The following is a 12,590-nucleotide window of genomic DNA, read 5'->3' on the forward strand; positions in this document are numbered from 1 at the left end:
ACAAATGCTTACCTCTTTTTGAAAATATGTTAATAATGAATGTTTATAAATTTTTAAACTCTTCTGCAGAGATTTCTCCGGTTTGAATTTTTCTTAATTCATCCATATATTGGCTCATATAAGCATCAATCTCTGGATTTCTTGTGTTTTTACCCATTTTATAAGTTCCGTTCAGAACTCCTTGGTAGTAATAGAAGAAATTATAATCAAAATCAGAAGCGGAAAGGCTGTATTGCCCTAAAAGGAAGCCTAAACGAACGGCGGACCTTCTTTGAGCCGGAGTTCCGTGATGTCCAGGGTCCGTTGTATAATAATCTCCGATACTTTGTGCAAACTCATATGCAGCTGCAATTTCGGAGAAATTGGTTTTGTTGTATCCGGCAGGTCTTCTCAGATAATAGCCGGCAAAACCATCTGCTTCAAGTTCATTAGGTCTTGCAGTAGATTCACTTACAGACGGGAGGTTGAAAATGTATTGCAACTGATGACCATATTCGTGAGCTAAGATCATTGCATTCACGATATCTCCACCTTTGGATTTTGCATCATAATAGATAGCGTACCCGTAATAAATTTTCCCTGTGGAGTAAGAAATGGCATTGTAAGTAGACCCCGGATTGTTAGGATCATCAACAAAACGTAATGTAGGATTGCTTCTTCCCCAAAGACTGGCGATTTTTGTCATTTGCCCGGTCATGAAATTGGTGTCTGTTGTAGTTTTCAATGACGTCTTTAAAACAGAGGATGAGGTCCAGTATTGATCTACATAAGCGCAGATTTTTTCAAGATCTCCTGGTTGTTCAATTTTGGCGGTTTCCGTTTGTGATTCTGGTAAGACAGTGTCTTCCATTTGGTCGTCGTTACATGCTGTAAGTGAGAATACAGCCATAGCCCCTGCTAATAAGCAGAATTTAAAGTTGTTTTTCATATAATATTGGTTTGGTGAAAACGAAGTTATAAAATTATCTGCTATGTATGAGTACTTTAGGGTGAAAAATTATTCAAAACATAGTGAATTTTTTATTTATGAAAAAAGATGGGGTTGATTGTTAGTTAATTAGAAAATTATTATTATATTTGCACCTCGAAATAACTAAAAATTTATAAACAATGTTTGCAATTGTAGAAATAGCAGGGCTTCAATACAAAGTTGAGCAAGACCAGAAGTTGTTTGTAAACCGTTTAAAAGGAGAGAAAGGAGATTCAGTTTCTTTTGATAAAGTTCTTCTTACTGTAAACGGTACAATCACTGTAGGCGCCCCGGCTGTAAACGGTATCACTGTTAATGCTGAAATCTTAGATCACGTAAAAGCTGATAAAGTAATCGTTTTCAAAAAGAAAAGAAGAAAAGGTTACAAAGTGAAAAATGGTCACAGACAATCTTTAACTCAGATTCAAATCACTGGTATTACAGGTTTTGAAGGAGCTCCAAAGAAAGCTGCTAAAAAAGAAACAGCAAAAGCAGAAGCTAAAACAGAAGTTCTTTCAGACAGCGCAACAGTTAACTTCGGTGAAGATCACGAATTGAACTATCACCTGAAGAAACACGGATTGTCTCAGTCTAAAGAAAACAGAGAAACTTTAATTACTTTAGGTAAAGCAGTTAAAGTTGAATTAGAAAAGACTGTTCTTACTCACGAAGAAGTGGATGCTGCTATCGTAAAGAACATCGATACTTTTAAAGCTCTTAATAAATAAATAATCCAATAATAAAATGGCACACAAGAAAGGAGTTGGTAGTTCCAAAAACGGTAGAGAATCTCACTCTAAAAGATTAGGTGTGAAGATTTTCGGAGGACAAGAAGCTATTGCTGGAAATATTATTGTTAGACAAAGAGGTACTCAACACCACCCAGGTTTAAACGTTGGGATCGGTAAAGACCACACTTTGTTTGCGTTAGTAGACGGTAAAGTAGTTTTCAGAAAAAAAGCAAACAACAGATCTTTCGTATCTGTAGAACCAAACGCATAATCAGCGTTTCATAAAAATTAAAAAGCTTCAACATTTGTTGAAGCTTTTTTTATTGAAAAAAATCACAAATATTCATTACGAAGTGAAATATTTTTTATATTTGTTTTACATCAAATAAATTGCGGAAGCCCAAAAGCATATAGAGTAGGCGCAAATTAAAACAAAGTATTATGAAAAATCTAAAAAAACTAAACAAAAAAGAATTGAAGTCAATCGGTGGAGCGGGTTCTTGTCCTCCATTAGCAAGCTGGTGTGCAGACTGGTGTACCTGGACCGAATGGCAGAAACAACATTGCCTAAATGCAGTTATAGATACTCCGTGTAACTGCTAATCATAACTTAACTATTCATTGAAAAAACAAACAGTAGAAATTTGTTTTTAGATTGGGCCTCAACGCATGTTGAGGCTTGATTGTTATATGTATAGAATACTATTTATAAAAGTTATTCGTTTATATGATACTGATGTGTGGATTGGCCTGCGGAAAGCCGTTCAGGGTTATATTTTCCACAAATAGTCTCCATTGCGGAGATGGTAACAATATTTAAATGGTAAATAAAAAGCGCTTCTTTAATAAAGAGCGCTCTTTTCTTTTTCTTAAAATCCAAACTGGAAACCGGCTTTGATCCCAAATTTGGAAATGTCCGGCCTGTCTAAATAATTTCCACGCCAGTTAAAATCTACTCTGAAAATTCTAAGATTTCCAAAACCTATATTTTCGATTCCAAAACCATATTCGTAGTAAATATGCTCACTTGGGGCGGAATATTTAAATCCTTCTACATTGATTGCCTTTGATGCATCACTAAGTGCTCCATAGGCTCCTCTGATAAAAGCTACTTCTCTCAACTTCAATTTTTTGATCAAAGGGATAAAAGAAAGGATTTTCCCGTTGAAATGATGCTCTAAGTGTAAGGTGGTATAAGTATCGGCTACAAATTCATAATAATTCAGCTGAGCAAAAGTATTGGCCGCTAAACTATAAGACTGATTTCCCGGAATTACATTCTGTAATGCCAAAGGAACTGTATTAAAGTTCTTACCTGCTTCAAAATTGATTAAAGTTTTACCCCAGCTTCCTATCAAAACTGGTTTATAGAACATAAACTGTAATTTATTGTAGTTAAAGTCAGCATTGAATAAACCTTCGATTCCTCTTGTATACTTTAAAACGATGGTAGGAGCTAAAGTACCATGTTCATATCTGTCAATACCTGTTTGAGAAAATTTTGCTCCGGGTCTTGCAATCAAACTTATAGTAATGTGAGAGTCATTCACTGTTTTTCTTAAATCACCATTTCTATAATACATCAGGTTAAATCCTGCAGGATTAGCTGATTTAATACTTTGCATTGTTCCGTCTACTCTGACCTGGAAGTTTTTCCAAGGCTCAATAGCCGCAAAAACATTGGTTTGATTTACGGAGCTTAATGAAGCGTTTTCTCCTCTTGCAAACACTGTAGACGACGCAAATGAACGGGCCATAATCCCGTCATCATTGGTAAGCTGTACTCCTAACTGCATAACGTCTCTTCTCGTTCCTGCACCGATCATGAATCTGTTTACTCTGTTGAACATATATCTTGCTTCAGCTCCGTATTTAAACTGCTGATCTTTGAATCCATAGGCCGTATAAAATTGAATTCTCCAGGGGTCGTTACGAGTGAAATACGTTCTTGCTCCAAATCTTATCCTGTCTCCTTCTACTTCATTTACTCCATATATGGAAAAAATAGGGCCAAGGTCTATACCTTTTGTAATATTATAATATCCTGAACCAAGCGTTTCATACAGCTTTACTATTCTGTTGAATTTAGGGGTTTGCTGAAGCTTGTCTAACATATCATAAACTCCCTGCTCGGTTTTGGAGAGTGAATCAGGTCTTGCTTTTAACCAGTAAGCATCATCTTTTTCCACGAACTTGTCATCATATTCTTCTTCTTTCCTGGTGAATACAGAAGCTTCAATGGGTTTATTGAACTCGTATTCTGAATAATCAACTGTTCTTTTGGCAACAATGCTTTTTGAGGTCTTCTTTTTAGAGAAAGGAGTCATTTCGATCTCGGTAATGAACTTTTTCGGTAAGAATGTATTCTCATCAGGATTGTCATATTCAAGTTCGGTAGAAATGCCATTGATAAAATTGATATTGATCTTCTGGGTAGATTTTAGAGTAGCACCTAAAACAGCATAATTATCCGTATCTATATATAAGTATCCCTGAAAAGCGAGAACCTCCGTTCTTTTAGGCTGATATCTTATTTTATAAGCGTTTTCTCCACGTACGGATATTGTATCAAGCAAATTGTAATCATATGTGCTAAAACCATCTGATCCTACAGGGCTGGGAAATCCAATATCGAAATAATTTAAGGTGTTATCATAAATATTGATATCACGATACAGGTTTTTAGCAGTTAGCGTAACGATTTGGTTATCTTGAAATCCTGAAGTTTTTTGTGCAACTAAAAGTTTTTTGGTCTTTTTTCCCGGTTTATTTTCACCATAATTTTCATAAATGGCTTCATTCAGGAAAATAGGAAGTGCCATTTTACCTCTTGCGGTAGAATCGGCATAATCAAATATGAAATCCAATTTATTGAAGATTTTCTTCTTCATAAAAGCGCTATCCAGATTATTGGCGTCAAACTGGATTTTCTCATATTCTTTATAAGTATAGGTATCGAATTTATCTAAGCCATTGTTCCTTTTTCTTTTCCAGACTTCCTGCATAATAGCATAAGCCGGGTTTTCCTTTTTGTTTTTGTATTTTGGCCGTTCATTGTGGATCACAACTTCATCAATGCTGCTTACTTTTGCTTGTGAAAGTTGTACGATCAAATTATTGGCATTTTCAGGGGTGATATCTACACTTTCCAAAGTGTAGTTTTTTCTCACAAATTTTAATTTGTAGATAATGGAATCAGACTGGACACTAAAGTTTCCGGAAGTTGTTGTTGCATACGGCTTATTACTGTCGTTGATAAAAATATCTACACCGCTAATTTCTTTATTGGTCCTGTCGTCAACAATTTTTCCGGCTGCTGTATTTTGAGCCTGGATAAAACCAGAAAGAACTATTAAAAAAAGTAAATAGTAGTATTTAGAGTTATTATTTAACATCATTTGTTTCTTCAAGCATTTAGCATAAACAAAAAGTGTGCACTTATTTAAAAAAATAATAAAAATTTAATGTCTTTATTATCGGAATATAAAACTGCAAATGTAATGAATTAACGTGATGTATTTTATTATAGTATAAATCAAATGTTTAATCTGAAAAATAGGAGGTGTATTTAACAAAAAAAAGACTTACAAAATTGTAAGTCTTTTAGCTCCTCCTGCTGGGCTCGAACCAGCGACCCTCTGATTAACAGTCAGATGCTCTAACCAACTGAGCTAAGGAGGAATTTTCCTTTCTTTGAAGTGCTGCAAATATAGAACGAAAAATATATATCAAGCAAGTTTTTATAATCAAATTATAGCAAAAAATCATGGTGAGAATGAAATAAACAAAAAAAGACTTACAAAATTTGTAAGTCTTTTTGGGCTCCTCCTGCTGGGCTCGAACCAGCGACCCTCTGATTAACAGTCAGATGCTCTAACCAACTGAGCTAAGGAGGAATGTCCTTTGTTTTAAGTGGTGCAAATATAGGACGAATATTTATATCGGGCAAATTTTTTATTCAAAAAATTGAAAAAAAATTACAAATTTCCTGTGATGGATTTTACGATATCATTTCCAAAAATCAGTAACATCAAGCCTAACAGGAAGATAACCCCAATCATCTGAGCATTTTCCAATACTTTCTGCGGAACAGGTTTTCCTGTAATCATTTCCCACAGGGTAAATAATACGTGTCCACCATCTAATCCAGGAATAGGAATAAGGTTTAGGAATGCTAACCAAACTGAGAACATTGCTGTGAAACCCCAGAATGCAGTCCAGTTGATAGAAACACTACCATCTTTTGCTTTGTCTACCGGCATATTTTTCACGATTGCAATGGGGCCACCTACTTTTTTATATCCCTGAACTTTTTTATTGAAGATCAGTTTAAATTGCTTTACCTGATAAGTTAAGCTTTCAATACTTCTTGTAAGGCCTCTGCCAATAGACTGTCCTAACGTAAAATGCTGTGTTTTTGCGTATTTTTCCAATTGTTTATAGGAAGCAATACCAATAGCTCCTTCCTTTGAAACAGGAATCGTTAAAGGTAAGATATTTCCATTTCTTGAAACTTCTACTGCAAGGTTTTTCCCACCGTTTTTCTCAACCAGGCTACGGAATTCATCATAATAATTGATTTTCTGGCCATTCACGGAAATCACTTTATCTCCTACTTTTAAACCAGCTGCAAGAGTTGTAGGGTTGAAAATAGAATCAATTACCGGTGCATATCTCGGAGTAAGGAAAGCTTTAGGGTTTTCATCTTTGAAGGCCAATGCTTTTCCGTCATCATTCGTATCGAAGGTAACTTCTTTTCCATCTCTTAATACAGTAACCTGATCACTCAAAAGAATATCCAATGACAATTTATCTAGGCTATTCTGAACTTTTCCGTCTACTTTCAATATCTTATCACCATCCTGGAATCCCATTGCTTTGGCAATATTGGTATAATGCATAGGAGCATCTACTTTTGTGGTATCAAATGAAGTTTCGCCATTAAAATAAGAAAGACATCCGAAAATTAACCAGGCTAAAAAGAAATTAACGGTAACTCCACCAAGCATAATGATCAATCTCTGCCAAGCTGGTTTGGATCTGAATTCCCAAGGTTCAGCAGGCTTTTTCAATTGTTCGGTGTCCATGCTTTCGTCTACCATTCCGGCGATTTTCACATAACCACCCAAGGGAAGCCAGCCTATACCATATTTTGTCTGTTCAGGATGTTTTCTCCAGTCGTTGTCTGGTAATTTGGATATATCAATAGCAACCTCTTTCTTTTCGCCATTCACTTCAATGGTTTCTGTGTCCGGAAGGTTTTTAGAGAAAAATTTGTATTCCCATTTACCATTGATTTTTTTCATAGAAAATAATGAAAACCATGGATCGAAAAATAGGAAGAACTTCTCAGCTCTTGTCTTAAACCATTTGGCTGGTAAAAAATGTCCAAGCTCGTGAAGAATTACTAAGATTGAGATACTTAATATAAATTGAAAGATCTTGATTGCTAATTCCATTAATATGTTTAGATTTTAATTTGCAAAGGTAACAATTATCAAAACTATGCCAAATAAAAAAGCCTCCCGAAACGAGAAGCTTTGTCATATTTATGAATATTCCTTATAAATTGAATGAAACACCAAGGCTGCCGTTGTTTCCTACTTCAGCAAAAACCCCTACTTTGTCATTAAAGAAATAACGGGCTCCAATATGTGCACCTATTCCGAAGTCTTTTCCAAGAACCCCTAAGTCAACCCCCGGGTAAATATCCCATTTTTCCGGCAACTGTAATGCTTCCTGAAGATGGAAATTCAATCTCCCGAAAACGAAAACACGGTTGTCTTTATCATTATCCTTATAGCCGTCAAAATAAGCATTCAATCCGGCTCCGATTGATAAAAGCTTGTTCAGCCCATAATCATAAGTTCCCGTAACACCGGTTCCATATCCCCATGCATTGAGACCCAGCTGTATTTTCTGATCTCCTTTTCCTGTCCATGCCTGTGCATTGGCAGCAGTTCCTAGGCCAACTACCATCAACATAAAAACTAATTTCTTCATAAATTTTACATTTTTATTGTTACTATCCGAAAATAATGAGAAGCAAAAATGAAACCGAAATCAATTAAAAACCTTATTTTTATAGAAGATTTTGAATAAGGTTTATGAAAATTACAGGGCTTAATTTAGATATTATCTGGAAAAATAAAACAGAGAACTTTCAGCAGATTGAAAAGCAACTGGAAAACCAGGATGCGGATATTTTTTTATTACCTGAAATGTTTTCCACAGGATTTTGTATGGACGCCTCTGAAATTTCGGATAGAAATCAGGAATCCCTGGAATTTTTGAAAAAGATATCCAAGGACAAAAATGCTGCTTTTTGCGGAAGTGCTCCGGTTGAACAAGATGGGAAATTCTACAACAGAATGTATTTTGTCCAGCCTGATGGAGAAACTGACTATTATAATAAGAGACACTTGTTTTCCTTTTCAGGGGAAGATAAAGTCTATACTCCAGGAAAAGAGAGAGTAATTGTAAGTTACAAAGGAGTTAGATTCTTGTTGCAGGTTTGTTATGATTTGCGGTTTCCGGTGTTTGCAAGAAATAATGATGATTATGATGCTATTTTATATGTTGCCAATTGGCCTCAGAAAAGAGTAGGAGCCTGGGAGTATCTGTTAAAAGCCCGAGCTATTGAAAACCTATCTTTTGTTTTTGGTCTGAACAGAATAGGGACTGATGGGAACGATCTTTTCTATCAGGAAAGCTCACATTGTTTTTTTGCGGATGGAACAGAAATCTCTCAAAAAAATGGAAACTTGATTACTGCTGAATTGAATTTGAATGAATTAAAAGATTTCAGAAATCATTTCCAGTTTTTAAACGACAGGGATCATTTTTCTATAGAACTATAATTAAAAAGCCTGTGAATTTCACAGGCTTTATTTTATGCATATTGCTTTAAAAGCTCAGTTAATGTGTTAACATCATGTACACCGCTTTCTTTCCATAGCAATTCTCCATTTTTAAAAATAGCTAAGGTAGGAACCCCACGAACTCCATATTGTGCAGCTAAAGCTGGATATTGGTCCACATCCACTTTAATGATCCTTGCGCCTTCGCCAACGTTTTCTTTTACGGTATTTAGCACTGAAGACTGAACCTTGCATGGTTGACACCAGGTCGCGAAAAAATCTATTAAAACAGGTCTGTCGGAATTAATGATCTCTTGAAATTTTTGTGACATAGCTAATGGTTTTTATTTGTTTTCTTCCTGAATGGCTTTTACGTTCTTCCAGGTTGTTCCGTCATAAACTTCCACTCCGTTTTTCTTTAAAATTTCTAAAGCCTCGTCCGCTTGCATTCCTTTATTACAGAAAACAACCACTTTTTTACCTTTAAGATTTTCAATATTATTTTGAATCTCTGCCAAAGGAATATTGATAGCATTTTTTGCGGTTCCTTCAGCATATTGTTCAGGGATCCTTACATCTACCAATGTTACATCAGAGCTATTTACAATTTCCCTGATATTGGCTGTAGGGATTTCCGCTGTTCTTACTGTTTTGCAAGCAGTCAATACAAAAGCTGAAGCAAGAATGAATCTGAAAATTTTACTTTTCATTCTACAATGTTTTAGACTGGCAAACGAAATCTGTTGTAGGAAATTTCTCCGTCTTTTTGATCCCGTTGAAACCACCTTCTATTTCAGTAAAATTTCTGATTCCATGTGAGTTAAGGATGCTTGCGGCAATCATGCTTCTGTATCCTCCTGCGCAATGTAAAAAGAAATGTTCTGAATCATCAATGGAGCTGATCCAGTCACTGATAGTATCCAAAGGCTTATTGTAGGCATTGTCAATATGCTCTGCAGAGTATTCTGTAAGTTTTCTTACATCCACGACTTTTGCATTTTTGGTAAATTGTTCAGCAAATTCAGCGGGTGAAATTCTTTTGATTTCATCAATTTCCTTGTCTGCGTTTTTCCAAGCTTCAAATCCGCCTTTTAAATATCCTAACACATGATCAAACCCAACACGGCTTAATCTTGTGATCACTTCCTCCTCTGTTCCTTCGTCAGAAACCAATAATATAGGATGCTTCACATCTACGATCAAAGTTCCCACCCAAGGGGCAAAATCACCTTTCAATCCTATATTGACAGAGTTTGGAATAAATCCTTTATGGAATTCTGCGGCATTTCTGGTGTCCAGAATCAAAGCTCCGGTTTCCTCCGCATACGCTTCAAAATCTTCTACAGGAATAGGAGTTAAACCTTTATCCATTACTACATCAAGACTTTCGTAGCCTCCTTTGTTCATGGCTACATTCATTCCGAAATATTTGGGTGGAGCAGTAAGCCCATCCAGAACTTCCTTGATGAAAGATTCTCTATCCGGCTGATTAAGAGCATAATTGGTTCTTTTCTGATTTCCCAAAATATCTACGGTCTCCTTTTGCATATTTTTTCCGCAGGCAGAACCAGCCCCGTGAGCCGGATAAACTGTGATGCTATCATCTAAAGGCATGATTTTATTTTGAAGACTATCATATAAAATACCAGCCAGATCTTCTTGCGTTAAATTGGTTGCTTTTTGAGCCAGATCCGGTCTTCCGACATCTCCTAAGAATAGGGTGTCTCCTGTAAAAATTGCTGTTTCAACACCATTTTCATCAATCAAAAGATAAGTTGTGCTCTCCATGGTGTGGCCAGGAGTATGCAGCACCTTTATTTTTACCTTTCCAATACTGAAAATCTGTTCATCTTCAGCAATGATAGCTTCAAATTGAGGCTGTGCAGTAGGACCATATACAATAGGAGCTCCTGTCTTTTTGCTTAAATCCAAGTGTCCCGAAACAAAATCAGCGTGAAAATGTGTTTCAAAAATATATTTTAAAGTTACATTGTCCTTTTCAAGACGATCCAGATAAGGTTTTATTTCTCTTAAAGGATCTATAATGGCAGCTTCATTTTCTGATACAATATAATAGGCGCCCTGAGCCAGACAACCTGTATATATTTGTTCAACTTTCATTGGCTCTGTTTTAAAAATTTTAGATAAAGATACAAAGTATTACATGAAATGTAAATTAAATGTTAAATCTCATTGATAGTTTCTGTCAATAGTAAGTGGTTTTAGATGTAAAACAAGGGGTGTAAAATGCTTATTATCAGCATGAAAATGAAAATGTGTAATCGCACTAGATTAGTAGACTGTTTTTTGTCATATACACAAGAAATACTATTGCTGAATACATTTGATTTGTACAAAGAGCTGTAGAAAACTTATTCCAGGGATTTTATAGGAGTAAGATTTGAGGTTATATTAATAACAGAACCTGCCCAATATTCTTACATTAATGTGTCAATATTTTATAAAAAATTTTATATTTATAGGTTAAAAAAATCAAATGGCAGACAAAGCACAATTTATTGAAGAACTAAACGCAAGATACACTCCGAAAGGAGAACATATTATATTGGGAAAAGGAATGCTGAATGGAGAAGTTGTTCCTGAGGTAAACGTTACGATTCCCTTGAAGACAATTAACCGACATGGACTTATAGCAGGAGCTACAGGGACAGGAAAAACCAAGACATTACAGGTTTTTGCCGAGCAGCTTTCCCATGCTGGAATTCCATCACTTGTTTTGGATATTAAAGGAGATTTTTCCGGCATTGCAGAAGCGGGAGAGAAGAATTCCATTATCGAGGAAAGATACGCAAAAACGCAACTGCCCTATAATCCACAGGCTTTTCCGGTGGAATTGATGAGTATTTCCGGAGGAAAAGGGGTGAAATTAAGAGCTACGGTTACGGAATTTGGACCTGTCTTATTAAGTAAAATACTGGAACTGAATGATACTCAGCAAAGTATCATGTCTATCGTTTTCAAATATTGCGATGATAAAGGACTGCCATTGATTGATCTTAATGATCTGAAGAAAGTTTTGCAGTATGTAACAGATAATCCTCAGGGAAAAGCTGAGCTTTCTGCTAATTATGGTTCCATTGCACCGGCTTCATTAGGGGCTATTTTAAGATCCATTGTGGCGTTAGAGCAGCAAGGGGCAGCAGGATTCTTTGGAGAATTAAGCTTTGATGTTCAGGATTTACTTCAAACAAGGGACGGAAAAGGAGTAGTGAATATTTTAAGGGTTGCGGATATTCAAAATAAGCCGCAGCTTTTCTCAACTTTCATGCTTTCACTTTTTGCTGAAATTTATATGACCTTTCCTGAAGAAGGGGATAGCGGAAAGCCCAAACTGGTATTGTTTGTTGATGAAGCTCACCTGATTTTTGATGAATCATCCAAAGCGCTCCTTTCGCAGATTGAAACGATGGTGAAGCTGATTCGTTCCAAAGGGGTGGGAATTTATTTTATCACTCAAATTCCGGGTGATGTCCCTGAAAATGTGCTTTCCCAACTAGGATTAAAAATTCAGCATGCCTTAAGAGGATTTACGGCAAAAGATAAAAAGGAGATTTCAAAAGCGGTGGAAAATTATCCTACTACAGAGTTTTATGATGCTTCCTCTTTAATTCAGAATCTGGGAATCGGAGAAGCATTTGTAACGGCTTTAGATGAAAAAGGGATTCCAACACCTTTGGTGCACACCTATCTGATCTCTCCTGAATCAAGAATGGATGTGCTTAATGATAGCGAAGTTTCGGAACTGACGAGCAAATCTGCATTGGTTGCTAAATATGATCAGGCAGTAGACAGTGAGTCTGCCTATGAAATGTTGGCCAATAGAATGGAACAGGCTGTTCAGAATTCTGCACCAACACAAAAAACAAAACCAGTTAAGGAAGAACCCGGAATGTTTGAGCAGGTATTGCAAAGCAAAGCCGGCAGAACATTTACCAATACATTAATGAGAGAGGGAGCTAAAGCCATTTTAGGAATGTTCGGCTTGGGCGGAAGAAGGAGATAAAAACT

Annotated in this window: 12 protein-coding genes and 2 tRNA genes; 5 read left to right on the top strand and 9 right to left on the bottom strand. The window is 36.1% G+C overall.

The window, feature by feature from the left end:
* Positions 1-43: 43 nt before the first annotated feature.
* Positions 44-928 carry a neutral zinc metallopeptidase gene (locus EGI05_RS16900; protein WP_123264189.1) on the bottom strand — a complete coding sequence of 295 codons (885 nt, stop codon included), beginning with the start codon at positions 926-928 and terminating at the stop codon, positions 44-46.
* A gap of 182 nt (positions 929-1,110) precedes the next feature.
* Here EGI05_RS16900 and rplU point away from each other — a divergent pair, with 182 nt between their 5' ends.
* The 3 genes from rplU (at position 1,111) to EGI05_RS18055 (ending at position 2,304) form a co-directional block, all read left to right on the top strand.
* Positions 1,111-1,698, top strand: a complete 588-nt coding sequence (gene rplU, locus EGI05_RS16905; RefSeq protein WP_121462701.1) for a 50S ribosomal protein L21 — start codon at positions 1,111-1,113, stop codon at positions 1,696-1,698.
* A gap of 16 nt (positions 1,699-1,714) precedes the next feature.
* Positions 1,715-1,972 (top strand): 50S ribosomal protein L27, encoded by a 258-nt coding sequence (gene rpmA, locus EGI05_RS16910; RefSeq protein ID WP_121462702.1) that lies wholly within the window; start codon positions 1,715-1,717, stop codon positions 1,970-1,972.
* A gap of 170 nt (positions 1,973-2,142) precedes the next feature.
* Entirely contained in the window at positions 2,143-2,304 is a 162-nt protein-coding gene (locus tag EGI05_RS18055) for a bacteriocin-like protein (protein WP_166668354.1), read from the top strand.
* Between the two features lie 266 nt (positions 2,305-2,570).
* On the opposite strand, the gene EGI05_RS16915 is transcribed toward EGI05_RS18055, so the two are convergent.
* From EGI05_RS16915 to EGI05_RS16935, 5 genes are all read right to left on the bottom strand, one after another.
* Positions 2,571-5,099 carry a DUF5686 family protein gene (locus EGI05_RS16915; RefSeq protein ID WP_228428634.1) on the bottom strand — a complete coding sequence of 843 codons (2,529 nt, stop codon included), beginning with the start codon at positions 5,097-5,099 and terminating at the stop codon, positions 2,571-2,573.
* Positions 5,100-5,308: 209 nt separating this feature from the next.
* Positions 5,309-5,382, bottom strand: a tRNA-Asn gene (locus EGI05_RS16920).
* Positions 5,383-5,523: 141 nt separating this feature from the next.
* Positions 5,524-5,597, bottom strand: a tRNA-Asn gene (locus EGI05_RS16925).
* Positions 5,598-5,678: 81 nt separating this feature from the next.
* A complete protein-coding gene (gene rseP, locus EGI05_RS16930; protein ID WP_123264191.1) occupies positions 5,679-7,160 on the bottom strand; it encodes an RIP metalloprotease RseP in 1,482 nt (493 codons plus the stop codon).
* A gap of 103 nt (positions 7,161-7,263) precedes the next feature.
* Positions 7,264-7,704 carry a DUF6646 family protein gene (locus tag EGI05_RS16935; RefSeq protein ID WP_123264192.1) on the bottom strand — a complete coding sequence of 147 codons (441 nt, stop codon included), beginning with the start codon at positions 7,702-7,704 and terminating at the stop codon, positions 7,264-7,266.
* 104 nt (positions 7,705-7,808) lie between these two features.
* On the opposite strand from EGI05_RS16935, the gene EGI05_RS16940 reads away from it, so the two are divergent.
* Positions 7,809-8,561, top strand: coding sequence for a nitrilase-related carbon-nitrogen hydrolase (locus EGI05_RS16940; RefSeq protein WP_123264193.1), 753 nt, complete (start codon positions 7,809-7,811; stop codon positions 8,559-8,561).
* Positions 8,562-8,593: 32 nt separating this feature from the next.
* On the opposite strand, the gene EGI05_RS16945 is transcribed toward EGI05_RS16940, so the two are convergent.
* From EGI05_RS16945 to EGI05_RS16955, 3 genes are read right to left on the bottom strand one after another with little or no spacing between them, the layout of a single operon-like run.
* Positions 8,594-8,893 carry a thioredoxin family protein gene (locus EGI05_RS16945; protein WP_123264194.1) on the bottom strand — a complete coding sequence of 100 codons (300 nt, stop codon included), beginning with the start codon at positions 8,891-8,893 and terminating at the stop codon, positions 8,594-8,596.
* Positions 8,894-8,905: 12 nt separating this feature from the next.
* Positions 8,906-9,271, bottom strand: coding sequence for a rhodanese-like domain-containing protein (locus tag EGI05_RS16950; RefSeq protein ID WP_123264195.1), 366 nt, complete (start codon positions 9,269-9,271; stop codon positions 8,906-8,908).
* Between the two features lies 1 nt (position 9,272).
* Complete coding sequence (locus EGI05_RS16955; RefSeq protein WP_123264196.1) at positions 9,273-10,682, bottom strand: MBL fold metallo-hydrolase; 1,410 nt, start codon at positions 10,680-10,682, stop codon at positions 9,273-9,275.
* Between the two features lie 376 nt (positions 10,683-11,058).
* Here EGI05_RS16955 and EGI05_RS16960 point away from each other — a divergent pair, with 376 nt between their 5' ends.
* Positions 11,059-12,585 (top strand): helicase HerA-like domain-containing protein, encoded by a 1,527-nt coding sequence (locus EGI05_RS16960; protein WP_123264197.1) that lies wholly within the window; start codon positions 11,059-11,061, stop codon positions 12,583-12,585.
* Positions 12,586-12,590 lie beyond the last annotated feature (5 nt).

Origin of the sequence: Chryseobacterium daecheongense, assembly GCF_003729955.1 — a bacterium.
GTDB classification, from domain to species: domain Bacteria; phylum Bacteroidota; class Bacteroidia; order Flavobacteriales; family Weeksellaceae; genus Chryseobacterium; species Chryseobacterium daecheongense.